This window comes from Amycolatopsis sp. NPDC004625 (assembly GCF_040609695.1).
In the GTDB taxonomy this organism is placed as follows: Bacteria; Actinomycetota; Actinomycetes; order Mycobacteriales; family Pseudonocardiaceae; genus Amycolatopsis.
This window is the reverse complement of record NZ_JBEXKX010000011.1, coordinates 19,135-44,105: the sequence shown is the minus strand read 5'-3', so window position 1 is coordinate 44,105 and position 24,971 is coordinate 19,135. Positions and strand designations below refer to the sequence as shown.

The 24,971-nt window shown below is 71.3% G+C and carries 23 protein-coding genes; 17 read left to right on the top strand and 6 right to left on the bottom strand.

Features of this window, described 5'->3' with window-relative positions; all coding sequences use genetic code 11:
• Positions 1 to 33 precede the first annotated feature (33 nt).
• Positions 34 to 1,374, top strand: a complete 1,341-nt coding sequence (locus ABZW17_RS14745) for a M20/M25/M40 family metallo-hydrolase (RefSeq protein ID WP_354813791.1) — start codon at positions 34 to 36, stop codon at positions 1,372 to 1,374.
• On the opposite strand, the gene ABZW17_RS14740 is transcribed toward ABZW17_RS14745, so the two are convergent.
• The gene (locus ABZW17_RS14740) at positions 1,371 to 2,327 is read right to left on the bottom strand and encodes a Gfo/Idh/MocA family oxidoreductase (RefSeq protein WP_354813445.1); all 957 of its coding nucleotides are present in this window, start codon (positions 2,325 to 2,327) and stop codon (positions 1,371 to 1,373) included. The genes ABZW17_RS14745 and ABZW17_RS14740 overlap by 4 nt on opposite strands.
• Positions 2,324 to 3,430 carry a DegT/DnrJ/EryC1/StrS family aminotransferase gene (locus ABZW17_RS14735; protein ID WP_354813443.1) on the bottom strand — a complete coding sequence of 369 codons (1,107 nt, stop codon included), beginning with the start codon at positions 3,428 to 3,430 and terminating at the stop codon, positions 2,324 to 2,326. Before ABZW17_RS14735 ends, ABZW17_RS14740 begins: the two co-directional genes overlap by 4 nt.
• A 149-nt stretch (positions 3,431 to 3,579) precedes the next feature.
• Here ABZW17_RS14735 and ABZW17_RS14730 point away from each other — a divergent pair, with 149 nt between their 5' ends.
• The 10 genes from ABZW17_RS14730 (at position 3,580) to ABZW17_RS14685 (ending at position 13,926) form a co-directional block, all read left to right on the top strand.
• On the top strand, positions 3,580 to 4,299 hold the full coding sequence (locus ABZW17_RS14730; RefSeq protein WP_354813441.1) for a UDP-N-acetylglucosamine acyltransferase: 720 nt from the start codon (positions 3,580 to 3,582) through the stop codon (positions 4,297 to 4,299).
• A 10-nt stretch (positions 4,300 to 4,309) separates the two neighbouring features.
• Positions 4,310 to 4,555 carry an acyl carrier protein gene (locus ABZW17_RS14725; RefSeq protein ID WP_003096467.1) on the top strand — a complete coding sequence of 82 codons (246 nt, stop codon included), beginning with the start codon at positions 4,310 to 4,312 and terminating at the stop codon, positions 4,553 to 4,555.
• Entirely contained in the window at positions 4,548 to 5,276 is a 729-nt protein-coding gene (locus ABZW17_RS14720) for a glucose 1-dehydrogenase (RefSeq protein ID WP_354813439.1), read from the top strand. The genes ABZW17_RS14725 and ABZW17_RS14720 overlap by 8 nt, the downstream gene beginning before the upstream one ends.
• Entirely contained in the window at positions 5,273 to 6,667 is a 1,395-nt protein-coding gene (locus ABZW17_RS14715) for an AMP-binding protein (protein WP_354813437.1), read from the top strand. The genes ABZW17_RS14720 and ABZW17_RS14715 overlap by 4 nt, the downstream gene beginning before the upstream one ends.
• Positions 6,664 to 7,716, top strand: a complete 1,053-nt coding sequence (locus tag ABZW17_RS14710) for an acyl-protein synthetase (protein ID WP_354813435.1) — start codon at positions 6,664 to 6,666, stop codon at positions 7,714 to 7,716. The genes ABZW17_RS14715 and ABZW17_RS14710 overlap by 4 nt, the downstream gene beginning before the upstream one ends.
• The gene (locus ABZW17_RS14705; protein WP_354813433.1) at positions 7,713 to 8,957 is read left to right on the top strand and encodes an acyl-CoA reductase; all 1,245 of its coding nucleotides are present in this window, start codon (positions 7,713 to 7,715) and stop codon (positions 8,955 to 8,957) included. Before ABZW17_RS14710 ends, ABZW17_RS14705 begins: the two co-directional genes overlap by 4 nt.
• 11 nt (positions 8,958 to 8,968) lie before the next feature.
• The gene (locus ABZW17_RS14700; protein ID WP_354813431.1) at positions 8,969 to 9,934 is read left to right on the top strand and encodes a lysylphosphatidylglycerol synthase transmembrane domain-containing protein; all 966 of its coding nucleotides are present in this window, start codon (positions 8,969 to 8,971) and stop codon (positions 9,932 to 9,934) included.
• Between the two features lie 168 nt (positions 9,935 to 10,102).
• A complete protein-coding gene (locus ABZW17_RS14695) occupies positions 10,103 to 11,755 on the top strand; it encodes a hypothetical protein (protein WP_354813429.1) in 1,653 nt (550 codons plus the stop codon).
• Positions 11,752 to 13,188, top strand: coding sequence for a hypothetical protein (locus ABZW17_RS14690; protein ID WP_354813427.1), 1,437 nt, complete (start codon positions 11,752 to 11,754; stop codon positions 13,186 to 13,188). Before ABZW17_RS14695 ends, ABZW17_RS14690 begins: the two co-directional genes overlap by 4 nt.
• A gap of 9 nt (positions 13,189 to 13,197) precedes the next feature.
• Positions 13,198 to 13,926: a lysophospholipid acyltransferase family protein gene (locus ABZW17_RS14685; RefSeq protein ID WP_354813425.1), complete on the top strand. Its 729-nt coding sequence runs from the start codon at positions 13,198 to 13,200 to the stop codon at positions 13,924 to 13,926.
• Here ABZW17_RS14685 and ABZW17_RS14680 read toward each other — a convergent pair.
• Positions 13,923 to 14,723: an HAD family hydrolase gene (locus tag ABZW17_RS14680; protein WP_354813789.1), complete on the bottom strand. Its 801-nt coding sequence runs from the start codon at positions 14,721 to 14,723 to the stop codon at positions 13,923 to 13,925. The two genes, ABZW17_RS14685 and ABZW17_RS14680, sit on opposite strands and share 4 nt — an antisense overlap.
• 96 nt (positions 14,724 to 14,819) lie before the next feature.
• On the opposite strand from ABZW17_RS14680, the gene ABZW17_RS14675 reads away from it, so the two are divergent.
• The gene (locus tag ABZW17_RS14675) at positions 14,820 to 15,701 is read left to right on the top strand and encodes an LLM class flavin-dependent oxidoreductase (RefSeq protein ID WP_354813423.1); all 882 of its coding nucleotides are present in this window, start codon (positions 14,820 to 14,822) and stop codon (positions 15,699 to 15,701) included.
• Between the two features lie 11 nt (positions 15,702 to 15,712).
• Here ABZW17_RS14675 and ABZW17_RS14670 read toward each other — a convergent pair whose 3' ends face one another.
• The gene (locus ABZW17_RS14670; RefSeq protein ID WP_354813421.1) at positions 15,713 to 17,722 is read right to left on the bottom strand and encodes a DUF6541 family protein; all 2,010 of its coding nucleotides are present in this window, start codon (positions 17,720 to 17,722) and stop codon (positions 15,713 to 15,715) included.
• A 79-nt stretch (positions 17,723 to 17,801) separates the two neighbouring features.
• Between ABZW17_RS14670 and glf the strand changes: the two genes are divergently transcribed.
• The 5 genes from glf (at position 17,802) to ABZW17_RS14645 (ending at position 22,783) form a co-directional block, all read left to right on the top strand.
• Positions 17,802 to 19,025 carry a UDP-galactopyranose mutase gene (gene glf / locus ABZW17_RS14665; protein ID WP_354813419.1) on the top strand — a complete coding sequence of 408 codons (1,224 nt, stop codon included), beginning with the start codon at positions 17,802 to 17,804 and terminating at the stop codon, positions 19,023 to 19,025.
• Positions 19,018 to 19,536: a phosphatase PAP2 family protein gene (locus ABZW17_RS14660; RefSeq protein ID WP_354813417.1), complete on the top strand. Its 519-nt coding sequence runs from the start codon at positions 19,018 to 19,020 to the stop codon at positions 19,534 to 19,536. The genes glf and ABZW17_RS14660 overlap by 8 nt, the downstream gene beginning before the upstream one ends.
• Positions 19,533 to 20,492: a decaprenyl-phosphate phosphoribosyltransferase gene (locus tag ABZW17_RS14655; RefSeq protein ID WP_354813415.1), complete on the top strand. Its 960-nt coding sequence runs from the start codon at positions 19,533 to 19,535 to the stop codon at positions 20,490 to 20,492. The genes ABZW17_RS14660 and ABZW17_RS14655 overlap by 4 nt, the downstream gene beginning before the upstream one ends.
• A gap of 111 nt (positions 20,493 to 20,603) precedes the next feature.
• Positions 20,604 to 21,197, top strand: a complete 594-nt coding sequence (locus tag ABZW17_RS14650) for a hypothetical protein (protein ID WP_354813413.1) — start codon at positions 20,604 to 20,606, stop codon at positions 21,195 to 21,197.
• A gap of 68 nt (positions 21,198 to 21,265) precedes the next feature.
• Positions 21,266 to 22,783 carry a hypothetical protein gene (locus ABZW17_RS14645; protein ID WP_354813411.1) on the top strand — a complete coding sequence of 506 codons (1,518 nt, stop codon included), beginning with the start codon at positions 21,266 to 21,268 and terminating at the stop codon, positions 22,781 to 22,783.
• 9 nt (positions 22,784 to 22,792) lie between these two features.
• Here ABZW17_RS14645 and ABZW17_RS14640 read toward each other — a convergent pair whose 3' ends face one another.
• Together ABZW17_RS14640 and ABZW17_RS14635 are read right to left on the bottom strand one after the other, a co-directional pair.
• Positions 22,793 to 23,548, bottom strand: a complete 756-nt coding sequence (locus ABZW17_RS14640) for a decaprenylphospho-beta-D-erythro-pentofuranosid-2-ulose 2-reductase (RefSeq protein ID WP_354813409.1) — start codon at positions 23,546 to 23,548, stop codon at positions 22,793 to 22,795.
• Positions 23,545 to 24,879 carry an FAD-binding oxidoreductase gene (locus tag ABZW17_RS14635; RefSeq protein ID WP_354813787.1) on the bottom strand — a complete coding sequence of 445 codons (1,335 nt, stop codon included), beginning with the start codon at positions 24,877 to 24,879 and terminating at the stop codon, positions 23,545 to 23,547. The genes ABZW17_RS14640 and ABZW17_RS14635 overlap by 4 nt, the downstream gene beginning before the upstream one ends.
• Positions 24,880 to 24,971: the final 92 nt, after the last annotated feature.

Sequence of the window (24,971 nt, the reverse complement as noted above, 5' to 3'; positions counted from 1 at the left end):
CGAGCGTTCCTCACCGCAACAGCCGCGCTGGGCATGACGGCCGCCGTCCCGGCCGGTGCCGCCGAACTCGGGGACCGCGGGCCCGGCGGCCCGGTCCGCCCCCAGCGCCCCGACGCCGAGCTGCGCGCGCTGCTCCGCCAGGTCGACGAACGGCGGATCGAAGCCACCGTCCGCCGGCTGGCCGCGTTCGGCACCCGGCACACGCTGTCCGCGCAGGACGACCCGGCCCGCGGCATCGGTGCCGCGCGTGACTGGCTCTTCGCGCAGTTCCAGCAGGTCGCCGCGGCTTCCGGGGGCCGGCTGACCGTCGCGCTGCAGTCGTACGTCCAGCCGCCCGCCGACCGGATCCCGGTGCCGACGACGATCACCAACGTCGTCGCGACGCTGCGCGGGTCCACCGATCCCGGCCGCGTGTACGTCGTTTCGGGGCACTACGACTCGCGCCGCAGCGACGTCATGGACTTCACCGGGGACGCGCCGGGCGCCGACGACGACGCTTCGGGCGTCGCGGTCTCCCTGGAGCTGGCCCGGGTGCTCTCGACGCGGCAGCCGGCCGCCACGATCGTCTTCGCGGCCGTCGCCGGCGAAGAACAGGGCCTGTACGGCTCGCGGTACCTGGCGCAGCAGTTCAAGGCGGCCGGCACCGACGTCGAGGCGATGTTCACCAACGACATCGTCGGGTCGAGCCGCGCCGACGACGGCACGCGCGACCCGTTCACGATCCGGTTGTTCGCCGAGGGTGTCCCGACGGCGGAGACGCCCGCCGAGGCGAACCTGCGCCGCAGCATCGGCGGCGAGAACGACTCTCCGCCGCGGCAGCTGGCCCGGTTCGTCAAGTCGGCGGCGGAGAACGACGCGACCGGCATGACGGTCCGGGTGATCTACCGCCGCGACCGCTACCTGCGCGGCGGCGACCACATCGGTTTCCTGGAGCAGGGCTACCCGGCGGCGCGGTTCACCGAGCCGAACGAGGACTTCGCCCACCAGCACCAGGACGTCCGGATCGAGAACGGCGTCCAGTACGGCGATCTGCCGGAGTTCTGCGACTTCCCGTTCGTCGCGCGGGTCGCGCGGGTGAACGGCGCCACGCTGTGGTCGCTCGCCACCGCACCCGGCACGCCGAAGGGCGCGAAGATCCGCACGGCGGCACTGACGAACGACTCCGAGCTGCTGTGGGACGCCACCCCGGGCGCCACGAGCTACGAAGTCGTCTGGCGCGAGACGACCGCGCCGGACTGGACGCACGCGATCGACGTCGGCCCGGCGCTGACGGCGAAGATCGACCTGTCCAAGGACAACGTCTTCTTCGGCGTCCGCGCGGTGGGCCCCGGTGGCCGCCGGAGCCCGGCCGCGTTCCCGGCGCCGGTGAGCTAGGCCGCGGCCTGCGTCAGGACCTGCTCGACGACGTGGTGCGAGGGCAGGATCAGGTCGCGCTCGGTGTCGGCGTCGATCTTGCCCTCGAGCAGGTCGCAGAACCGGTCCAGCTGCGTCGCCAGCGGCTCGCGGGCGGTGACGAGCTCCGGGATCTCGATCACCGTCTGCTGCCGGTAGCCGAGGCCGTCCGGGGTGACGGAGTCGTGCGAGACGTGCCGGTAGATGGTGACGTCGCGGCGCAGCAGGTCGATCTCGATCAGCCGGTCCAGTTCGGACACCACCAGCGAGCGGACCTTCTTCTGCCCCAGCCGGGACGCCGACACCGTGGCCAGGCCGGTCTGGAACGACAGGACCGTCTCGATGGTGTCCTCGGCGCCCTCGACCGACGAGGGGTGGAAGTAGCCCGCGCCGGACGTCACGCGCGACGGGGTCGCGCCGCCGAAGAACTGGATCGCCAGGTCGACGTCGTGCACCAGCAGGTCCCACGCGACGCCGGTCTTGATGCGCGGCGCGTACGGGCCGTGGCGGCGGGCCATCAGGTGGATCGGCTCGTTCACCAGCTGTCGCGCGGTCATCACCGCCGGGTTGTAGCGCTCGAGCAGCCCGCACATCAGCGGGATGTCGTTCTTCGCCGACAGCGAAACGATTTCCTGCGACTTCTCGAAGCTGTTGCAGACCGGCTTCTCGACCAGCATCGGCTTGCCCTGGCGGAAGATCTCCTGCGCCAGGTCGTAGTGCACCTCGGTGGCCGAGGCCAGCACCACGGCGTCCACATCGGACAGTTCGCCGATCTCCGGCGTCCACTGCGTCTCGTACCGGTCGGCGACCGCCTTGCCCGCTTCCTCGCGCGGATCGATCACGCGGACCAGGTCGACGCGCTCGTTGCCGGCGAGCACGCGGGCGTGGAGGGAACCCATGTTCCCGGTACCGACAAGAGCGATCCGATGCGTCATGCGCCCAGTACCTCGCGAACGGTTTCGATGATGGTGTCCAGGTCGGACTCGGTCAGGTGCGGGTGCACCGGCAGCGAAAGCGCCTGCTCCGAGACGGCGCGGGCCACCGGGAAGTCCTCGACGCGCGCGCCCGGGATCAGGTCGTGACCCGCGTAGCAGTCGTAGTCGAAGACGATCTTGGGGTAGTAGATGCCGTTGCCGACGCCGCGCTCGGTGAGCGCCGCGGCCAGCTCGTCGCGCGAGAGGAACGCGTGCGGCCCGACCAGCACCGTGTACTGGTGCCACACGTGCTCGCGGCCCGGCAGCACCTGCGGGACGTCGAGGCCCGGCGTGCCGGCGAGGCCCTCCGAGAGCCGCTTCGCGTTCGCCTGGCGGGCGGCGGTCAGCTGGTCGAGCTTCGCCAGCTGCGGGATGCCGACGGCGGCGTGCAGGTCGGTCATCCGGTAGTTGTGCCCGGCGACCTCGTACTGGTAGCGGGCGCGCATGCCCTGGTTGCGCAGCACGCGCAGCTTGTCGGCCAGCGCGTCGTCGTCCGTGGTGATCACGCCGCCCTCGGCGGTGGTGATGTTCTTCGTCGCATACAGCGAGAAGCAGCCGATACCGAACGAGCCGGCCTGCTTGCCCTCGAAGGACGCGCCGACGGCCTGCGCGGAGTCCTCGATCACCTGCAGGCCGCGCTCGGCGGCCAGGGGCGCGAGCTTGCCCATGTCCGCGGTCTGGCCGTAGAGGTGCACCGGCATGAGGACCTTGGTGCGGTCGTTCACAGCGGCCGCGACGGCGTCCGGGTCGATCGCGAAGTCGTCGCGCCGGATGTCGGCGAAGCGGACGGTCGCGCCGGCCTCGAGGATGGCGTTCAGCGTCGCCACGAAGGTGAACGGCGAGGTGATGACCTCGTCACCCGGCTGCAGGTCGAGCACCTGGAGCGCGGCGACCAGCGCGGTGGTCCCGTTGTTGACGGCGATCGCGTGCTTCGTCCCGGAGACCGCCGCGAAGGCGTCTTCGAAGCGCTTGACCATCGGTCCCTGTGCGATGGCGCCGGAGCGCAGCACCTCGACGACGAGGTCCTCCGCGTCGCGGACGTCGACCACAGTGATGGGGATCATGGGCAGTCTCTCTCGGAAGGCAATTTCGGCGCGTCCGGTACAGTGAGCCGCCGGTTCTGCGCCCGGCCGCCCTGCATGAACGCGGGCCTCACGTTACCGGGCGCGGTAGCACGCCCAGTACCCAGCCGCCGACGAACGGACGACCACCCGTGGCCAACCGCATCCACCCGACCGCCGTCATCGGCGAAGGCGTCGAACTCGGCGAGGACAACGTCATCGGGCCGTTCGCGGTGCTCGCCGGGCCGGCGCGGATCGGGGACGGCAACTGGATCGGGCCGCACGTGACGATCGGCACGCCCGGCGAGGACCGCAACCGTCCCCATCCCGCCTCCTGGGAAGACGCGCCCACCGGTGACCCGGATCACGACGGGCACGGCGTCGTGATCGGCAGCCGCAACCGGATCCGCGAGTACGTGAGCGTTCACCAAGGAACCTGGCGGACAACGACCGTCGGCAGCGACGGCTACTACCTCCGCAACTCCCACATCGCGCACGACTGCCTGGTCGGCGACGGCGTGACGATCGCCTCCAACGCCGTCACGGGTGGCCACTGCCACATCTGGGACGGCGCGAACCTCGGCATGGGCGCGATCCTGCACCAGAAGGTCGTGATCGGCCCCGGCGCGATGGTCGGGATGGGCTCGGCGGTGCGGCGCGAGGTCGGCGCGTTCACCATCGCCGTCGGCAACCCGGCCCGCGTCACCGGCGTCAACGTGGTGGGCCTGTCCCGCCGCGGTCTCGACGAGGAGACGATCGAGGCCCTCGGGCCGTGGCTGAAGGGCAAGGAAGGTCTCCCGGACGTCACGCTGCCCGGCGACCTCTCTACCTTGGTAAAGGCGTGGGACGCTCGCCCGCGCGACGAGCACTAGGAGTCAACGCATGTCCGAAGTCGCCCCCAAGCTGCGCGAGGTCTTCGTCGAGGCGCTGGACCTCGACGGCGGTGTGGACGTCGAGAACCTGAAGTACCGCGACATCGAGGCGTGGGACTCGGTCGGCCACATGGCGCTGGTCGCGGCCATCGAGGACGAGTTCGACGTCGAGTTCGACACCGACCAGGTCATCGACATGTCGAGCTTCAAGGTCGCCGTGGACATGGTCACCGAGCTCCAGTCGAAGAATGACTGATCTGTCCGGTCGGATCGCGCTCGTCACCGGCGGGACGCGGGGGATCGGCCTGGCCACCGCCCGCGCCTTGGTGGAAGCGGGCGCGACGGTGGTCCTCACCGGCCGTGACGAGGCCCGCGCCAAGGAGGCCGCCGCTTCGGTGGGCGCGTCCGGGCTCGCCCTCGACGTCACCGACGCGAAAGCGGTGTCTTCGCTGGTCCGGGGGGTCGCCAAGGAGCACGGCAAGCTGGACATCGTGGTCGCGAACGCCGGGATCATGGAGGACGCGCTCCTCGGCATGATCAAGGAAGACCTCGTCGACGCGACGCTGAGCACGAACGTCGCCGGCACGCTGCACACCGTCCAGGCCGCGGCCCGGGCGATGATGCGGAAGAAGTCCGGCTCGATCGTGGTGCTCGCCTCGATCGTCGGCGAGTACGGAAGCGCTGGTCAGACCGTGTATGCGGCATCGAAGGCGGCGGTGGCGAACATCGCGCGGTCGGCGGCGAAGGAGCTCGGCCGGTCCGGCATCCGCGTCAACGCGGTCGCGCCGGGCGTCATCGAGACGGATCTCACCTCGGGCCTGAGCGAGGACGCGAAGGCCGAGAACGCCGGCAGGACGCCGCTGGGGCGCCTGGGCCGGCCCGAAGAAGTGGCGAACGCGATCCGGTTCCTGGTGAGCGACGAAGCGTCGTTCGTCACCGGCCAGGTGCTGGGGATCGACGGAGGCTTGGTGCTGTGACGCTGTTGGGTGCGGGAGCCCGGCTGGTCGATGTGGCCGGGGGCCGCACGCTGGCGGGCGCGGAACTTTCGGCCGAGGTCGGCCGGGTGATGGAGGCGATGGCGGCGCTGCCCGCCGGCGTCGTCTTCGCGCGGATGTCGATCGACCTCGACAGCGTGCTGACCTACCTGGGCGCGTTCGAGTCCGGGCGGGCGATCGCGCTGATCGACCCCGCGCTGGACGCGGACGTGCTGGCCGGGCTGGTCTCGCGCTTCCGCCCGGCCGCCGTGCTGGCGGCCTCCGGTGACGCACCCGACGGGTACACCGCGCAGGGCCCCGACTGGATCCGGTCGAGCGCCGACGGGGTCGTGCCCCACCCCGACCTCGCCGTCCTGCTCCCGACCAGCGGGTCCACCGGCAACCCGAAGCTCGTCCGGCTCAGCAGGCAGGCGATCCTGTCGAACGCCGACGCCATCGCGCAGGTGCTGCACATCGACGCCGACGAGGTCGCGCCGACCTGCCTGCCGCTGCACTACAGCTACGGCCTGTCGGTGCTGAACTCGCACCTGGTGCGGGACGCGACCGTCGTGATCGAGCCGTCCGGCGTGCTCGGCCGCGGCTTCTGGGACGCGGTGAACACCTACGGCGTCACGTCCCTTTCGGGCGTCCCGTACCACTACGAAATGCTGCGGCGGCTCAAGTTCGACCCCGCGAAGTACCCGACGCTGCGCACGCTGACGCAGGCCGGCGGGAAGCTGCGCGACGAGCTGATCGCCGAGTTCAACGAGAAGATGCTCGCCGTCGGCGGCCGGATGTACGTCATGTACGGCCAGACCGAGGCCGCGCCGCGGATGACGACGGTGCCCGCCGAGCGGCTGGCCGAAAAGCTCGGTTCCGCCGGGCCGGCGCTGCCCGGCGGCAAGTTCGCGGTCCGTCGCGACGACGGGTCGGAGACCACGCACCCGAAAATCGTCGGTGAGGTCGTCTACCGTGGGCCCAACGTGATGATGGGCTACGCCGACGACGAGTCGGGCCTGGCCAAGGGCGACGAATTCGGCGGCGTGCTGGCCACCGGTGACCTCGGGTACCTCGACGAAGAGGGCTACCTGTTCATCACCGGCCGGCTCAAGCGCATCGGCAAGGTGTTCGGCAACCGCGTCAGCCTCGACGATCTCGAGCAGGCCGTGCGCACGGCGGCGGTCGGGATCGACGTGGTGGCCGCGGTGCCCGGTGGCGACAAGGTGGTGCTGTTCGCCGAGGGCGCCGACAAGGACATCTGCAAGGACGCGTCGCGGGCGCTGGCCGAGCGGCTGCACCTGCACGTCAGCGGGTTCGACGTCCGCCCGATCGACACCGTGCCGCTGCTGGCCAGCGGCAAGATCGACTACCGGACCTTGGAGGCGAAGGTATGAGCGTGTTCACTCGGTCGCAGGCTGACCGGGAGGCGTTGCTGCTGCCCGAGCTGGCCTCGCTGACGGCCCACCACCGGGCGAACTCCGAGGGCTACGAGCGGATTCTGTCGTCGCTGGGCATCGCGCCGAACGCCGACTTCGCCACGATCGCGGACCTGCCGTGGTTGCCGGTGCGGATGTTCAAGACGCACGACCTGAAGTCGGTGCCGGACAGCGAGGTGTTCAAGACCCTCACGTCGTCCGGCACGACCGGCGCCGGCGCGTCGCGGATCTACCTGGACAAGGAGTCGGCGGGCGCGCAGACCAAGCAGCTGGGCGCGACGCTGCAGGAGGTCCTCGGCGGCGAGCGGCTGCCGATGCTGATGGTCGACACGATCGGCATCATCAAGAACCGCCGGTCGTTCTCCGCGCGCGGCGCGGGCGTGCTGGGCATGGCGAACTTCGGCCGAAAGCACACGTACGTGCTCGACGAGAACGACCAGCCGGACGTCGAGGCGGTCAAGAAGTTCCTGGCCGAGTACGGCGACAAGCCTTTCCTGATCTTCGGCTTCACGTTCATGGTGTGGCTGTACCTGTACGAGGTCGCGCGGGACAACGACCTGGACCTGTCGAACGGCATCCTCATCCACTCCGGTGGCTGGAAGAAGCTGATCGACCGCGCGGTCGACAACACCGAGTTCCGGCGGCGGTTCAAGGAGGACACCGGGCTGACCCGGATCCACAACTACTACGGGATGATCGAGCAGATCGGCACGGTGTTCCTCGAAGGCCCGTCCGGGAACTCGCTCTACTGCCCGGACTTCGCCGACGTCGTCATCCGCAACCCGGAGACGTGGGAAGAGCAGCCGGTGGGGGAGCCGGGCGTGATCGAGGTCGTCTCGACGCTGCCGACGTCGTACCCGGGGCACGTGCTGCTGACCGAAGACCTCGGTGTCTACAACGGCATCGACGACGGCGACTGGCCGGGCAAGCACTTCTCCGTGCTCGGCCGGCTGCCGAAGGCCGAGGCCCGCGGGTGCTCGGACACGTTCTCGGGAGCGGCAGCGTGACTTCTCTGACCCAGCGTTTTCCCGCCGCGCCGCCGGTTTCCGTGAGCGATCTGGTCGACGAGCTGCGCGCCGAGCCGCCCGGTGGCCGGCTGCGCGTCGGCGACCCGCGGATCGTCGAGTTCGTCACGAAGTTCGCGCGCAAGCTGCTGGCCCCGGCCACCGCGCGCCGCTTCCCGGAGCTGGCGTCGCTCGGGTTCTTCCTGCGCAAGGGCGAAATCGCCAAGGCATTGTCCACTCTGGACACTTCGGGCACCGCCCTGCGGTTCCCGCGCGGGCTGGTGTTCCACGTGCCACCGGCGAACGTCGACACGATCTTCGTCTACTCGTGGGCGCTGTCCGCGCTGGCGGGCAACCACAACGTCGTGCGGGTCTCCTCGCGCTCGGCCGGGGCCGCCGAGGCGGTGCTGGAGGCGCTGAACGCGGCTCTGTCCGAAGTGGACTCCGACACGGCGGCGGCCATCACGGCCACCCAGCGGATGGTGACCTACGACCGTAGCGACGAGGTGAGCGGAGCCCTCTCGCTGGCCGCCGACCTGCGTGTCATCTGGGGCGGCGACGGCTCGGTCGCGGCCCTGCGGAAGTACCCGCTGGCCCCGCACGCGCGCGACCTGACGTTCCCGGACCGCTCGTCCTTCGCCGTCGCGTCGGTGGCGGGCTGGCAGCGGGCCACCGACGCCGAGCGCCGCGCGGCCGCCGAGGGCTTCTACAACGACTCGTACTGGTTCGACCAGGCCGCCTGCTCGTCGCCGCGCGCGGTGTTCTGGGTCGGCGACGAAACCGGCGCCAGGGCCGCGGGCCGCGAGTTCCGCACCCTGCTGGCGGCGGTGCTGGAGACGAAGCAGCACGTCACCGAGCCTGCGATGGCGGTCCAGAAGCGCGTCTCGGCGTACGGCGCCGCGGTCGACGGGCTGGTCAAGGAGATCGCGTTCCAGGGCAACGGCCTGGCCACGCTCGAGCTGGCCGACCCGGCGGTGCTGCCGCGCGAGTGGCTCGGCGCGGGCACGTTCGCCAACGCGCGGGTGTCCTCGCTGGCCGATCTGGTGCCGATCGTCCTCCGGAAGGACCAGACGGTCAGCCAGTTCGGCTTCACCGCGGAGGAGCTGACGGCGTTCGCGCACGAGCTGGCGGGCCGGGGCGTCGACCGGATCGTGCCGTTCGGCTCCGCCCTGACCTTCTCCGCGGTGTGGGACGGCTACGATCTGCTCTCCGAGTTCAGCCGCCTGGTCACGGTGCAGGTCTGAGGAGAGCGTCGATGACGACCGTTGAGGACCTGCCGGCGGCCGGCAAGCAGCCGAAGTCCACCCGGGCGAAGATCCTCGACGTCGTCCGGTGGGTGGCGATCCTGCTGGTCATCGCCTTCGCGGCGAAGCAGCTGGCGGCCAACTGGGGCGAGTTCTGGCACACCCTGCGTGACGTCGCCTGGCAGTCGTCGCTGCTGAGCCTGGTCGCCCTGGTCGCGGCCATCCTGGTGTCGACCTGGGGCTGGCAGATGATGGTCGACGACCTCGGCGAGCCGATCGGCTACGCCCGCGGCGCCCAGATCTGCCTGGTCGGCTCGCTCGGCAAGTACGTGCCGGGCTCGGTCTGGGCGTACCTGCTGCAGATGGAGCTCGGCCGCAAGGCGGGCCTGGCCCGCGCCCGGATCTTCACCGGTTCCCTGATCCAGCTCGGCGTCGGCGTGGTGTCGGCGCTGGTGGTTTCGCTCCTGGCGGCGCCGGCGGTGTTCAGCAACAGCCCGCGCGCGCTGTGGCTGTTCGTGCTCATCCCGCTCGGCCTGGCGATGCTGCACCCGAAGATCCTGACCTGGGGCACGTCACTGGTGCTGCGGATCCTCCGCCGCCCGCCGCTGGCGCACCCGCTGGGCTGGGCGGTGATCGGCAAGGTCTTCGGCGCCTCCACGGCGGCGTGGTGCCTGCAGGGCGTCCACCTGTGGCTGCTGGCCAACTCGGTCGGCACCCCGGGCCTCGGCGGCTTCGTGCTGTGCGTGGGCGCGATGGCGGTGGCGATGACGGTCGGCACGTTCGCCTTCATCCTCCCCAGCGGCGTCGGCGTCCGCGAGGTGGCCCAGGTGGCCGTCCTGACGGCGAGCGGCCTGACGGTCGGCCAGGCGACGGCGTTCGCGGTGGCCTCCCGGGTGATGTTCACGGTGGCCGACCTGCTGACCGCGGGCCTGGCGGCCGTGGCGGCCCGCTCGGTCCGGCCGGCGGTCACCGCCTGAGGAGTTGTCCACAGGTTGTCCACAAAGCTTGCGCACATGTGGACAACACCCGATCGGGTGCGATACCCCTTTCCGGGCAAGCGGCCGCCGCACGGGAAACGCCCCGCCGCCGCTGGTCGATAACCTGGCTTGGGCGGGTCGGGTGCGGTGACGAGGTGAGGGGGCCGGGTGGTCTACGCGGTCGTGGTGGCGTGGCTCGTCGTCGCCGCAACCGTGGTGCTCACCTGGGGCCGGCTCGACACCGACCGCGGCTGGCGCGGCTTCGTCCTCACCCTCACGCTCGGCCTCTCCCTGCTCCACCAGCTGCTGTTCGCGACCGTCACCGAGGACGCGCTCGTGACGTTCCGCTACGCGCAGAACATCGCCGACGGCAACGGCCCGGTCTTCAACCCGGGCGAGCGCGTCGAGGGCTACACCAACTTCCTGTGGCTGGTGCTGATCGCCCTGCCGCGCGCCGCGTTCGGCGCCGACGTCCGCACCACGGCCGTCGTCTTCGGGGTCCTCGCCGCGCTCGGCTGCGTGCTCGTGGCCTGCTTCCTCGCGAACCGGATCGCCGCCGCGGCCACCCCGGAGGGCGTCGAGCCGCGGCCGGCGATCGGGGTGGCCGCCGCGGTGCTCACGGCGAGCGCCGGTGGCCTCGCCGTCTACGGGGCTTCGGGTTCCGAAGTCCCGCTGTTCGTGCTGCTCACCCTCGCCGTCGGCTACTCGCTGGCCGCGCGCCGCCCGGTGGTCGCCGGGGTGCTCGTCGCCTTCGCCGTGATGACCAGCCCGGAGGGCCTGGTGGTCGCCGCCCTGGCCGGCCTGTGGCTGGCCGGCGCCGCGCTGAAGGGCAAGCACACCTGGTGGGCGCCGGTCGGGTACCTGCTCGGCGCGCTGGTGTTCCTGATCCCGCGGCTGGCCTGGCGGGCGACGTTCTACCAGCACTTCCTGCCCGCGCCGCTGGCCGCGAAGCTCGGTGCGCCGCTCGGCTCGCAGCTCACCGCCGGCTGGCCGTACCTGTCCGGGTTCGCCCTGGCGCACCAGGGGTTCCTGCTGCTCGGCCTGGTCGCCGCGGTCGCGTTGCTGCTGCAGCGCCGCGCCCAAACCCTCGAAGCCCGGGCGCTGATCTGGCTGCTGTTCGCGACGGCCGCCGGCCTGGCCGCCGCGGCCGTGGTGACCGGGGGTGACCCCGGGCCGTCGTGGCGGCTGCTGGCCCCGGTGCCGCCGCTGCTCGCGGTCGCCGCCGCGGGCACGTACGGCGTGCTGACCGTGGAGGTCGCGGCGAAGCCGTCGCCGCGGCCGAAGCCCGTGACGACGCGGCTGGTCCCGGTGGCCGCCTGCGGGCTCGCCGGGATCGCGGTGCTCGTTTCGGTGTTCAGCCCCGAGATGCTCGACCGCGTGCGCGACTGGCGGGCGCACGGCGTCGAGCTCGCCGAAATCGGCGGCTGGCTCGGCGACTACCTGCCGCCCGGGTCGGTGGTCAGCGCGGCCGCGCCCGGCGCGCTCGCCGCCCACGGCAGCCAGCTGCTCATCGTCGACGTCTTCGGCCGCACCGACGACCACATCGCCCGCGACGGGCAGCACGACGGCGGCGTCGCGACCGACTACGACTACGTGGTCAACGGCCGCCGCCCGGCCGTCGCCGTGCCGGACGCCGGCTACGGCGACCGCCAGCACTGCGCGATCGACCCGGTGTACGCGGGCAAGTACCAGGTGGCGACCTTCCGCCGGGTCGGCACGCCGTACTGGGTGTCGGTGTACCCGCGCGCGGAGGAGGCGAAGTCACTGGTCGCCGACCTCGACAAGGGCCCGGACTTCCGCTACGTACCCTGTCCTTCGTGAAGCTCGAGGCCCCGGACCGGCAGCTGGGCGCGGAAGCCCGGCTCGGGATCGGGGTGTTCGGCGCGTCCCTCGCCCTGTTCGTGCTGCGGTTCCTGGTGCCGCGGCCGGTCGCGATGTCCAACAACGGCGACGGCGGCCGCGTGCTGTGCGGCGCCGGGATCACCTGGAAGGGCCTGCCCGAGCCGTTCGTCCACCTCGCCTACCCGCCCACCCCGGCGACGCCGTGCCGGCCGACGTACCTGCTGACGCAGAGCTGGCTCGCGGACCTGGCCGTCCGGATCGGCAGGCTGATCGGTCTCCACGGCACGCTGAGCCTGGTCATCCTGGGCCTGCTGGGCAGCGTCATCGCCGCGGCGGCCGTCACGGCGATCGTGCTCGGCCTGCCGCACCCGCGCCGGACGCGGCTCTTCGTGGCGGCCGGGCTGCTGCTGGTCGTCGCGGACTCGGCGTTCTTCGGGTACTTCGCGGCGATCCTCGGCGAAGGCGCGGCCTTCCTCGGCCTGCTGCTCGCCGTCGGCGGCCTGCTCCTGACCGCCCGCGAGGGTGCGTGGAGCTACGCGGGCATGGCCGTGACGTTCGCGGGCGGCGTGCTGGCGGTCAACGCCAAGGTCCAGACGCTGACCGTCCTGCCGATCCTCGCGCTGGCGATCCTGCTGGTCCGGCCGGGCGCGCTGCGCGGGGCGAAGCGGTGGGCGTCGGCCGTGCTGGTCATCGGCGCGATCGGCGCTGTGACGCTCTACGCGCAGCAGAGCGTCGAGCCCGCGCGAGCGCCCGACGGCACGTACAGCGAGTTCCCGGGCGACGACTCGCGCGAGATCAACGTCTTCAACTCGATCTTCCTCAACATCGTCGACGGAAGGCACGACACCCAGGCCGACCTGGCCGAGCTCGGGCTGCCGCCGTCGTTCGCGCAGTACGCCGGCAACGGCTGGTGGCACCCGCACCCGGCGACGACGGACCCGCAGTACCCGCAGTACCGCGACAAGATCAGCCGTCGCAACGTCGTGACGTACTTCGCGACCCACCCCGCCCGGACGCTCGGGGTGCTCGACCGCGCCGCCACCGACCAGCTCACCGCGCGGCCGGACTACCTCGGCAGCTTCGACCAGAGCGCCGGGTTCCCGCCGCACGCGCAGGAGTACCGGGTGCCGGTCGTGTCGTGGCTGACCGGCCTGATCGCCCCGCTCGGGCTGTTCGCCCTGGTCCCGATCTGGCTGTTCGTGCTGGCCGGGGCGTGGCTGCGGCGTCGGACGGCCCTCGGCGTCCCGCTGGCTTTCCTGTTCGCCGTCTCGGTGACGCAGTTCGGCACCGCGGCGCTGGGCGACGGCATCGAGGGCGTCAAGCACCAGTCCGTCGCGCTGTTTTCGCTCCTGATCGCCCTCGTATTGTGTTCTTCCCCGCTGAACCGCCGTTCCGAACCTACGCTCCCGTAACCTTGCTGGATGGCTGACCTGGTTTACCCGCCCGTGATCGCGGCGGCCCGGACGATGTTCCGGGTACTCGACAACCGCATCCGGATCGAGGGCGCGGAGCACATCCCGCCCCGCGGCGGCGCGGTCATCGCGTGCAACCACGTGAGCTACCTGGACTTCATCTTCTGCGGCCTCGGCGCGCGCCCGGCCAAGCGGCTGACGCGGTTCATGGCGAAGAAGGAGATCTTCGACAACAGGATCGCCGGGCCGCTGATGCGCGGGATGCACCACATCTCGGTCGACCGGTCCGCCGGCCTGGCCTCCTACCGCGAAGCGCTCGAAAAGCTGCAGGCCGGCGAGGTCGTCGGCGTCTTCCCCGAGGCGACGATCAGCCGGTCGTTCACCATCAAGGAGATCAAGTCGGGCGCCGTCCGGATGGCCGCGGCCGCCGACGTCCCGGTCGTCCCGATGGCGCTGTGGGGCACCCAGCGGCTCTGGACGAAGGGCCGCCCGAAGGACCTCACGCGGCGGCACGTGCCGATCTCGATCCTCATCGGCGAGCCGATGCACCCGGCGAAGGGCGACGACTGGGACGTCGTCACGAAGGAGCTGCGCGACCGGATGAGCGCGCTGCTCGACCGCGCCCAGGCCGACTACCCCGAGCAGCCCGCGTCCGACGAGGAGCGCTGGTGGCTGCCCGCGCACCTCGGCGGCACGGCGCCGACCCCGGCCGAAGCGGCCGAGCTCGACCGCCGCTAAAACCAGCGCTCCAGAACCTGCGCGACACCGTCTTCGCCGGCCGGTCCGGTGACCTCGTCGGCCACCGAGAGCAGCCGCGGGTGCGCGTTCTCCATCGCGACCCCGTGGCCCGCCCAGCGGAGCATCTCGACGTCGTTGGGCATGTCGCCGAACGCGATGACCTGCTCGGGTCCGACGCCCAGCCGCTCGGCGACGTCGGCGAGGCCGGTCGCCTTGGTGATGCCGTGCGCCGACAGCTCCACCAGGCCGCCCGACGACGAGTACGTGACGTCGACCTCCCGGTCGAACAGCGCGTTCACCGCGTCGGCCATCTCCTGCGACGCCATCCCGCGGTGGCTGACCAGCAGTTTGATCGCCGGGTGCCCGAGGACCTCGGCGCGCGGGCCGGTGCGGCCTTCGCCGTCGCCCCACGGGTTGTGGTAGTCCGGCTCGATCACGAAGTTGCGCATGTCGTGGTCGACCGCGCCGGTGCTGACGCGCTCGGTGGCGAGCCGGCAGCCGGGCAGCGCCTTGTCGAGCGCGTGCGCGATGTCGTGCAGCAGCGTCGGCTCGAGCAGGCCGTGGACCTCGACGATCTCTTCGCGGCCGCAGTCGTACAGGACGGCGCCGTTCGCGCACACGGCGTACCCGGTGAGTTCGAGCGGCTTCGCGATCGGCGCGATCCAGCGCGGCGGGCGGCCGCTGGCCAACACGAAGGGGACACCGGCCTCGATCACCCGGCGGACCGTGGCGATCGTGCGGCCGGTCAGGGCTTCGGAGGGGCCGAGCAGGGTGCCGTCGACATCGGACGCGATCAACTGGGGTCTCTCCACCCGGCCATTGTCCCTGACTCGTTCGGGGGAAGCCTTCCCCGTCCGTGCGACAGTCGGCTGTTACCGATAGCGTCCGGAACTGTGCGAGTTGGCATCGTCATTCTTCCGGAAGATCGTTGGTGGGCCGCCGAGCCGAAGTGGCGTGCCGCCGAGGAGTACGGCTTCGATCACGCCTGGACCTACGACCACCTGGGCTGGCGCAACCTGGTCGACGGACCGTGGTTCTCCGCGATCCCGACCCTGACCGCGGCGGCGATGGTCACTTCCCGCATCCGGCTCGGCACGTTCGTGGCGTCGCCGGTCGCCCGGCACCCGGTGCCGTTCATGCGGGAGCTGAACACGCTCGACGACGTCTCGGACGGCCGGCTCGTCCTCGGCGTCGGCGCGGGCGTCGACCACACCCGCTACGACGGCGCGGTGCTCGACGCCCCCGAGTTGACGACGAAGCAGCGTGTCGACCGCTTCACCGAGTTCGTCGAGGCCCTCGACGGGCTGCTGATGACCGACAAGTTCGACTTCGACGGCGAGTACTACCGGGCCCGTGAGGCCCGCAACCTGCCGGGCCCGGTCCAGCGGCCGCGGCTGCCGTTCGTGGTCGCGGCGAACGGCCCGCGCACGATGACCCTCGCCGCGCGGTTCGGCGCGGGCTGGGTGACGACCGGCAAGGGCGGGGACACCGTCGACGAGTGGTGGGCCGGCATCAAACAGCTCACCGAGGTCTTCGACCAGCGGCTCGACGCGGCGGGCCGCGACCGCGCGAGCATCCAGCGGCTCCTCAGCCTCGACGCCGCCCCGGTGTTCTCGCTGAGCAGCGTCGAGGCGTTCCGCGACGCGGCGGGCCGGGCGAAGGAGCTCGGCTTCACCGACGTCATCTCGCACTGGCCGCGGTCGTCGTCGCCCTACGAAGGCCGCGAAGCCGTCCTGGAGCAGGTGGCGAGCGACGTCCTGCCGGAACTCCGCTAGCCGCGGCAGGCCTACTTCACGATCCGGTAGATGACCGCACCCGGGTTCCGGTACACGACCTGCAGGAAGTCGTGCCCGTCCAGGTGCTGCAGGCCCCGCGCGATGGGCGTGTCCCGGCGGATGGTGCCGCTGCCGACCAGCACGTAGTGGACGTTCAGGCGCCGGACGGCCGCGCGCGCCTGCGGGTCGGTGTCGTAGTCGGCGAAGTGCTGGGCCAGGTAGAGCGCGTCCGGCGGGGCGACGCCGGCGTCGTAGTGGCCGGCCACCGGGTGCACGCCGGTCAGGGCGTACATCCAGGCCGTGCCGTCGAGCCGGTCGTTGAGCACCTTCTGGTCGGCCGGGATGCCGAGCGTGCCGAGGCGGTCCATCGCGTCGATCTCGTCCTGGCTCACCGGCGGGACCACCTCGCCGGGCAGGCCGTTGTAGTAGAGCAGCGACACCGTCTTGGCGTTGGCCGCGCGGTAGAACCCGCCGGTCAGCACGCCCATCGCGACGACCAGCAGCACCGCCGTCGCCAGGCCGACCCGGCCGGTCAGCCACGGCCGCGCGCGCACCCAGGCGCGTCCGCTCGCGACCTTCGCCAGCCACCGCTGGGCCTCGCTCATGCCGTGCGCGGCGAGCAGGCACAGCGGGATCGACGCCAGCGCCATCAGCCGGAACCGGTCGTTCCACCAGGGCCGCGACAGCGCGATGACCCACGCTTCGCCGCCGAAGCAGGCGACGACCACGAACAACGCCGACAGCCCGAGCGCCGAGAGCACCAGCCAGCGCATCCGCCGCAGGGCCACCAGCGTCAGCACGCCGATGGCGAGGAACACCGTCAGCCAGATCTGCGGGACCGGCAGCACCTGCTTGAACGTCGCCAGCATGGCCAGCGCCTTCCACACGGGCATGTGGGAGCCCCAGGCGTAGTACGGGTACGAGCCGGACGTGAAGGTGATCGCGCCGAGGATCATCGGCGCCGAGACGAGCCCGGCCAGCGCCATCACCGGCAGCATCCGCAGGACGTCGCCGACGACGACCCGCCAGGCCCGCTTGCCGTCCGGGACGCCGTCGACGCGGCGGCCGCGCAGCGCCCGGTACCACCGCTGCACCACCAGCGGGAACGCAAACAGCAGGGCCCCGAACAGCGCGCTCGAGTGCGCGGCGAGCAGGCCGGTCGCGCTCAGTGCCAGCACCGAGCCGGTGTCGATGCCCGGCCGCGCGAGGAACCGCTGCAGCGCGATGACCGCCAGCGGCGTCAGCACGATGCCGAGGGCGAACGGCAGCAGGCCGCTCGACACCGATTCGTACGCCCCGGTCGTCGCCCCGCCGGCGACCAGCGCGGCGCTGCCGGCGAACACCGCCCGGCCGCCGAGCTGGCGCACCAGCGCGGCCATGGCCAGCGCGAACAGCCCGGCGATCGGCATCGTGATCGCGTTCAGCGTGACCGGGATCGACGTCCCGGACAGCTCGTAGACCAGGGCGCCGACCAGGTGGTAGGCGTTCGGGTAGAAGGAGCCGCCGGGGTACCAGTTGATGGTGCCCATGCCGGTCAGCGAGCCGTCGCCGGTCTCGGCGATGTAGCGGATGCCGTTCGCGTGGAACACGGTGTCCCAGCGCTGGAACACCGCGGTCGTCCCGCCGCGGCCGGAGACGACCACGGCGATCGACACGGCGACGGCGACCGCGACGCAGGCCCCGACGGCCAGGTGCGCCCGGCGCGTCCACGGCACCGGCGGCTCTTCGGCGCCTGGCGAGAGCCAGCCGCGGGCGGCGGCCAGGCGGCGCAGGCCGTAGAGCACGGCGGCGAGCAGCAGGGTGAGCGCGGCCACGCTGAGCGAGCCGTACGGGATGTGCGCGATGGCCAGCCAGGGTCCGGCGAGGCCGGTCACGGCGTAGCTGAGCAGCGGCGCGAGCCCGGCCAGGGCCCAGCCGCGCAGGCCGGCGGCCCACCCGACGACCCCGCCGGGGACCGCCAGCACGGCCAGGTAGGTGGCCACCGCGCCGAAGTAGCTCAGGAAGTCCTCGGGTGCAGGCACTGCTTTCCAGGTGTGTCGTAGGCCGAAATGTGATAGTCGGGTGCGGGCCGGGTTCGCGACCCCCGTACCCTCGACGCCCGTGAGCGCGCACACGAACCCCGCACAGATTACTGAAGCCGATTTCGCAGGTTACGACCTCGTCGTCGTCGGCTCCGGCTTCTTCGGCCTGACGGTCGCCGAACGGGCCGCGACCGAGCTCGGCAAGAAGGTCCTCGTCCTCGAGCGGCGCAGCCACCTCGGTGGCAACGCGTACTCCGAGCCGGACCCGGAGACCGGGATCGAGGTGCACAAGTACGGCGCGCACCTGTTCCACACCTCGAACAAGCGCGTGTGGGAGTACGTGAACCGGTTCACCGAGTTCACCAACTACCAGCACCGCGTGTTCGCGCGGGTCAAGGACCAGGTCTACTCGTTCCCGATGAACCTGGGCCTGATCAACCAGTTCTTCGGCAGGTCGCACACCCCGGACGAGGCCCGCGAGCTGATCGCCAAGCAGTCGTCGGAGTTCGAGACCGCCAACGCGCAGAACCTCGAGGAGAAGGCCATCTCGCTGGTCGGCCGTCCCCTCTACGAGGCGTTCATCCGCGGCTACACCGCGAAGCAGTGGGAGAACGACCCCAAGAACCTGGGCGAGAACATCATCACGCGCCTGCCGGTCCGCTACAACTTCGACAACCGGTACTTCAACGACACCTACGAGGGCCTGCCCGTCAACGGGTACACCGCGTGGCTCGAGAAGATGGCCGAGCACGAGAACATCGAGATCCGGCTGAACGTCGACTACTTCGACGTCCGCGAGCACATCCCGGCGGGCACCCCGACCGTCTACACCGGGCCGCTGGACCGCTACTTCGGCTACTCGGCGGGCAAGTTCACCTGGCGCACCGTCGACTTCGAGTCCGAGGTCGCCGAGACCGGCGACTTCCAGGGCACCTCGGTCGTCAACTACAACGACCAGGAAGTCCCGTACACCCGGATCATCGAGTTCCGCCACTTCCACCCGGAGCGGGACTACCCGAAGGACAAGACGGTCATCTTCCGCGAGTACTCGCGCTTCGCGGGCGAGGAAGACGAGCCGTACTACCCGATCAACACGCCGGACAACCGCGAGAAGCTCGAGGCCTACCGCGAGCTGGCCAAGACCGAGGCCCGCGAGAAGAACGTCCTGTTCGGCGGCCGGCTGGGCACGTACAAGTACCTCGACATGCACATGGCCATCGGCTCGGCGCTGTCGGCGTTCGACAACAAGATCGCCCCGCACCTGACCGACGGCGCGCCGCTCGACGGGTCCCTCGATGCTTGAGAAGGGGCAGCCCGCCGGAGAGGTGGCGGTCCTCGCGAAGGCGCAGGGCTTTCTGAAGAGTGAAGCTTCGGTGAAGGCTGCGCGCGGCATGTCGCACTTCGGCGAGCACGCGCTCGGCTGGTTCGGCCTGGGCGTTCTCGGCGCGGTCGTCGACAAGGAGCGGCGCAAGGACTGGCTGATCGCCTCGGCCGGGGTCGTGGGCGCGCACGCGGCGTCGATCGCGGTGAAACGCGTGGTCAGGCGGCCGCGTCCGGACCACCCGAGCGTCGAGGTCCTGGTCGGCACGCCGAGCAAGCTGAGCTTCCCGTCGTCGCACGCGACGTCCACGACGGCGGCGGCGGTGCTCTACTCCGGATTGACCGGGCGTAACCTGGTGCCCGCCCTGGTACCGCCGATGCTGGCCTCGAGGCTCGTGCTCGGCGTTCACTATCCGACAGACGTTCTGGCCGGTGCAGCTCTCGGGGGGCTCGTCGGTGGTCTGATTCGACGGAAGCTGAAGAAGAGCCGATGAGTGAAACGACCGAGCAGCGCGACAGCGACGAAACTGCCGTGACACCCGAAGCCGTGGAGACCTCCGCGGCCCGCGGGCCGTTGGGCCTGGTCGGCGGCGTCATCAAGACGGCGCGGCCGCGGCAGTGGGTGAAGAACGTCCTGGTCTTCGCGGCCCCGTTCTTCGCGTTCTCGAAGTCGACCGACCGCACGGGCCTGCTGCTCGACGCGATCGTCGCCTTCGTGGCCTTTTCGCTGGTGGCGAGCTCGGTCTACCTGATCAACGACGCGATCGACGTCGAGGCCGACCGGGCCCACCCGACCAAGCGCAACCGGCCGATCGCGGCCGGCATCGTGCCGGTCCCCGTCGCGTACGGGGCCGCGGTCGTGTTCTTCCTGGCCGGCCTCGGCGTGTCGTTCCTCGCCAGCTGGCAGCTCGCGGTCGTGCTGGGCGTCTACGAGGCCGTCCAGCTCGGTTACTGCTTCGGCCTGAAGCACCAGCCGGTGGTCGACCTGGCCATCGTCGGCTCCGGCTTCCTGATGCGTTCCATCGCCGGCGGTGTCGCGGGCGGCATCGCGCTTTCGCAGTGGTTCCTGCTGGTCACGGCGTTCGGCTCGCTGTTCATGGTGGCCGGCAAGCGCTACGCGGAGATCATGCTGTTCGAGCGCACGGGCGCGAAGATCCGCTCGTCCCTGAAGAAGTACTCGGCCAGCTACCTGCGGTTCGTCTGGGCGACGTCGGCGGCGATCCTGATCATGTCGTACTGCCTCTGGGCGTTCGAGATCCGCCAGACCGAGCACAACTCGGTGTGGGCGCTGATCTCGATGGTCCCGTTCGTGGTGGCGGTGCTCCGGTACGCGGTGGACGTCGACGGCGGCATCGCGGGCGAGCCCGAGGAGATCGCGCTCAAGGACCGCATCCTGCAGGTCCTGGGCGCGACCTGGGTGGTCACGTTGTTCCTGTCGTTCTACCTGTGACCGGCTCATGGCGGATCGACAGGTTCGTTTCAGGTGACGCACAGCTGAGCGACGCACCCTGAGGTGGTGGGGGCGGGCACTGCGCCCGTCCCCGTGACCACAGGAGCGACCATGAACGACCAGCCGCGCGAGGAGACCCCTCCGGCCGGAGCCGACCAGCCGACAGCGGTGCAGCCGACAGTCCCGGAAACGGCGCAGGGGGAGCACGCGCCCGCCGCGGCCGCGAGCCAGCCGGGCTCGGCAGGCCCAGCCCAAGCCGGGCCCGCGGTAAGCCAGCCCGCCGCCGGAGGTGATCCGGCCGCGCAGGTGCCGGCCGACCAGACCGCCGTCCACGGCCAACAGCCCCCGCCCGCGCCGCCCACTCCGCAGCTCTCCCAGCCCGGCCCCGGCCAGACCTACGCCTGGGGCGCGCCCCCTCCCCAGCAGCCCGGCGGCTTCCGCCGGTTCGTCGGCCACCGCGCCACCCAGCTCGTCGGCGTCGGCGTCCTCGGCCTGCTGGTCGGCGGCGGCATCGTCGGCGGGATCGCCGCTGCGACCCACCACGGTCCCCGCGACGGCCGCCCCGGTATCCACCGCCAGTACAACGGCCCGAACGGCAACCAGGGCTTCAACGGTCCCGGCTTCGGCGGCCGTGGCAACACCGGCAGCGGCACCGGCACCGGAGACGGCACCGGCACCGGCAACGGCTCGGGGGACGGCATCTGACTGTGGCCTCGGCCACCCGTACCTCGCTCAGATCACGAAAGCATCACGGGCGAGGTACGGTGTCCTGGATGCGAAGCGCCTCCGCAGAACTCCCCAAAGCCGTCCGCGCGCTGCCGACGGCCATCTCCGTCCCCCGCTCGTGGGCCCTCCCGGCGGGCGCCGCGGCCGCCTCCGCGCTGGTGTTCGCACTGGTCAGCAGCCATCTCATCGATGACACCTACATCACGCTGTCCTACGCGAAGAACCTCGCCTTCCACGGCCACTGGGGCCTGATCGAACAGGGGACGGCGAACACCGCGACGTCCCCGCTGAACGTCCTGGCCCTCGGCGTGGTCACGTTCCTCGTGCGCGACGCCGTGCTCGCCGCCGGGGTCGTGTTCGTCGCCGCGCAGGTGCTGCTCGTGCTGGGCCTGCGCCGCCTCGGCGAGCGGCGGGGCCTGCCGGCGGCGTTCGCGCCGCTGACGTTCGCGTTGCTGCTGGTCAACCCGCTGCTGCTGTCCTCGGTCGGGCTGGAGGTGGCGCTCGGGGCCACCGGTGTCGTGTGGACGCTGGTCTACGCGCAGGAGCGCCACCCGGGCCGGCTGGGTGTCGTCGTCGGGCTGCTCGCGCTGGTCCGGATCGACCTGCTGCTGATCGCCGCGGTGCTGTTCACCGCCCGCCGCGAGTTCTGGACCGGCATCTGGCGGACGGCCTTCGCGGCGCTCGCCGTCACGCTGCCCTGGTTCGGGTTCAGCTGGGTGGCGCTCGGCTCGGCGGTGCCGGACACGCTCGTCATCAAGATGAGCCAGCAGCCGTGGGGACCGTTCAGCTTCACCAACGGCCCGCTGCTGTACTGGCGCAACTTCCCGGCCGCGGCCACGCTGTCGTTCCTGCCGCTGCTGCTCGCGGGCCTGGCGGGATTGGCCTGGCTCGTCCAGTACCGCCGCGGCTCCGAGACCGCCCGCCGGCTGACGCCGTTCGCGGCCCTCGCCGTCGCGGGTGCCCTGCACTACCTCGCCTACAGCCGGCTGGGCGTGCCGCCGTACCACTGGTACTACGCGCCGAGCATCATCGGCGCGACGATCTTCCTCGCGGCCTGCGCGTCAGCGGTGCCGGAGCGGGTCCGCCGCGGAACGTGGACGGCGGCCGGCGCGGTGCTCGCGGCGAGCGTCGCGGTGTACGCGCTGCCGGGCCTCCCGCGCCAGTTCGCCCCGATCACGAGCAACCACGCGTCGACGACGGAGTACCGCGAAATCGGCCAGGAGCTGGCCGCGATCGCCCACGGCCGCAAGGTCGAGACGGCGGGCGAGGTCGGCGCGCTGGCGTACGCGTGCGACTGCAAGCTGGTCGACGAGTTCTCCGACCGCGGCGCGGTCGACCCGGCGATCACCGAGACGAAACGCCGCAGCGGCGACCTGGGCCGGGCGCTGCTGGAGGCCAACTTCCACAACTTCGACCACAGCGTGGCCCCGCTCAGCCCGGACCTGGTCCTGGCGACGACCCGCCGCACGCCACCACCGGCGGCGCTGGCGAGCTGGCGGATCGACTCGCCCTGGATGGGCAGCCAGAACCTCTACCTGGTGCCCGCCCACGCCGCCGGCGGGTGACACCGAAACTCAGATCGGCAGCTTGCGGAAGATCGGCCGCGGGACGTGCCGCAGCGCCGACATCACCAGGCGGAACTGCGCCGGCGCCCAGACCAGGTCCTTGCCCGCGCGGGCCGCGGCGACCGCGGTCTCCGCCACCTGCTCGGCCGTCTGCGCCAGGGGAGCGTCCTTCAGGCCCTCGGTCATCTTCGTCTTGACGTGCCCGGGCCGGACCACCGTCACCTTGACCCCGGACGGCGCCAGCGCCTCACCGAGGCCCAGGTAGAACCCGTCGAAGCCGGCCTTGGTCGAGCCGTAGACGAAGTTGGACCGGCGGACGCGCTCGCCCGCCACCGACGACAGCGCGATCACCGTGCCGTGGCCCTGCGCCTTGAGCTTCTCCGACAGCGCGACGCCGACCGAAACCGCCGCCGTGTAGTTCACCGTCGCCAGCTCGACCGCCTTGGCGTGGTCCTGCCAGACCTCTTCCGGGTCGCCGAGCAGGCCGAACGCGACGACCGCCACGTCGATGTCGCCGCCCTCGAACGCCTTGTCCAGCACGCCGGGGTGCGACGCCGTGTCCTTCGCGTCGAAGTCCACAGTGGACACCTCGGCGCCGCGGTCCTTCAGGCGCTGGGCGGCCGCGTCGAGCCGGGGCGACGGACGCGCCGCCAGCACGACTCGCAGCGGCTTCTCGGCCAGGTACTTCTCGGCGATCGCCAGTGCGATGTCGGACGTGCCGCCGAGCAGGAGCAGGGACTGGGGGTTGCCCACCGCGTCGATCACAGTTCGAGCCTCCGGCTCATGTCAGAGGCGAAAACGCCTTCGGGGTCAATGGACGCGCGCACCTTGCGCCACTCTTCGAGGCGCGGGTACATCTTCGCGAACGTCTCGGGCGAGGTGCGCGAGTCCTTCGCCGTGTACAGCCGGCCGCCCAGCTCCAGGACGTCTTCGTCGAGCTCCTGGCAGAACCGGCTCAGGCCGTCCTTGATCGGGAAGTCGACGCAGACCATCCAGCCCGGGTGCGGGAACGACAGCGGCGCCGCGTTGCCCTCGCCCATGCGCTTGAAGACGTTGAGGAAGGACACGTGCCCCGACTCGGCGATCTTCCGGACGATGTTCCGCAGCGGCTCGTGCGCGTTGAGCGGCGTCGAGAACTGGTACTGCAGGAAGCCCTTCGAGCCGTAGGCCCGGTTCCACTCGCCGAACATGTCGAGCGGGTGGTAGAAGGCCGTCAGGTTCTGGATGACGCCGCGGGCGGCCTTCGGCGTCTTGCGGTAGTACAGCTCGCCGATGGCGCCGAAGGTCAGCTTGTTCGCGAGGCCGTTCGGGAAGACGTCCGGCAGCGTCGCCAGCTGCGGGGCGTCGAACTTCAGCGGGTTCGCGCGCAGCTTCGGCGGCAGTTCGTCCAGCTTGGCCAGCGAGCCGCGGCCGAAGGCGGCGCGGCCGAGCTTCGAGCCGGTGGAGATCGTGTCGAACCACGCCGAGGAGTACGTGTAGTTGTCGTCGGAGCCGTTGCTGACCAGCTCGAGCGTCTCGTCGAGGTTGTCCGTGCGCTCGTTGTCCGCGAGGAAGTACGCGGTCTCGGTCTTCGTCATCCGGATGGTCGCCCGGACGATGATGCCGGTCAGGCCGATGCCGGCCACGGTCGCCCAGAAGAGCTCGGCGTCGGGGCCCTCCGGCGTCAGCGTGCGGATCCGGCCGTCGGCGGTGATCAGGTCCATCGACACGACGTGGTTGCCGAAGCTGCCCGCGCTGTGGTGGTTCTTGCCGTGGATGTCGTTGGCGATCGCGCCGCCGATGGTCACCTGGCGCGTGCCGGGCAGCACCGGGACCCACAGGCCGTACGGCAGCGCCTCGCGCATCAGCTGGTCCAGGCTCACGCCGGCGTCGACGACGGCGAGCGCGCTGTCCGGGTCGATCGAGTGGATCCGGTTCAGCGCGGTCATGTCGACCACGAGGCCGCCGGCGTTCTGCGCCGGGTCGCCGTAGGACCGGCCGAGGCCGCGGGCGATCACGCCGCGTGCACCGGCCTGGGCCACGGCGCGGGCGATCACTTCCACGTCGGAGGTGGTCAGCACGTCGGCGGTGGTCGGTGCGGTCCGCGCCCAGCCCATGAGCGTGCGACGCTGTGTGTTGGGTACGTGGGTCACCCGACCAGGGTAGCCACGCCGAACCACGCCCGGAACGTGACCCTGAAGTGCTCGCT

Bases quoted from the DNA above. Each gene is read 5' to 3' on its own strand.
- ABZW17_RS14650 (WP_354813413.1), top strand. From the start codon at position 20,604: ATGAACGACCAGCCGCGCGAGGAGACCCCTCCGGCCGGAGCCGACCAG.
- ABZW17_RS14655 (WP_354813415.1), top strand. From the start codon at position 19,533: ATGAGTGAAACGACCGAGCAGCGCGACAGCGACGAAACTGCCGTGACA.
- ABZW17_RS14685 (WP_354813425.1), top strand. From the start codon at position 13,198: ATGGCTGACCTGGTTTACCCGCCCGTGATCGCGGCGGCCCGGACGATG.
- ABZW17_RS14745 (WP_354813791.1), top strand. From the start codon at position 34: ATGACGGCCGCCGTCCCGGCCGGTGCCGCCGAACTCGGGGACCGCGGG.
- ABZW17_RS14645 (WP_354813411.1), top strand. From the start codon at position 21,266: ATGCGAAGCGCCTCCGCAGAACTCCCCAAAGCCGTCCGCGCGCTGCCG.
- ABZW17_RS14635 (WP_354813787.1), bottom strand. From the start codon at position 24,879: ATGGGCTGGGCGCGGACCGCACCGACCACCGCCGACGTGCTGACCACC.
- ABZW17_RS14740 (WP_354813445.1), bottom strand. From the start codon at position 2,327: ATGACGCATCGGATCGCTCTTGTCGGTACCGGGAACATGGGTTCCCTC.
- ABZW17_RS14660 (WP_354813417.1), top strand. From the start codon at position 19,018: ATGCTTGAGAAGGGGCAGCCCGCCGGAGAGGTGGCGGTCCTCGCGAAG.
- ABZW17_RS14735 (WP_354813443.1), bottom strand. From the start codon at position 3,430: ATGATCCCCATCACTGTGGTCGACGTCCGCGACGCGGAGGACCTCGTC.
- ABZW17_RS14725 (WP_003096467.1), top strand. From the start codon at position 4,310: ATGTCCGAAGTCGCCCCCAAGCTGCGCGAGGTCTTCGTCGAGGCGCTG.
- ABZW17_RS14710 (WP_354813435.1), top strand. From the start codon at position 6,664: ATGAGCGTGTTCACTCGGTCGCAGGCTGACCGGGAGGCGTTGCTGCTG.
- ABZW17_RS14700 (WP_354813431.1), top strand. From the start codon at position 8,969: ATGACGACCGTTGAGGACCTGCCGGCGGCCGGCAAGCAGCCGAAGTCC.
- ABZW17_RS14720 (WP_354813439.1), top strand. From the start codon at position 4,548: ATGACTGATCTGTCCGGTCGGATCGCGCTCGTCACCGGCGGGACGCGG.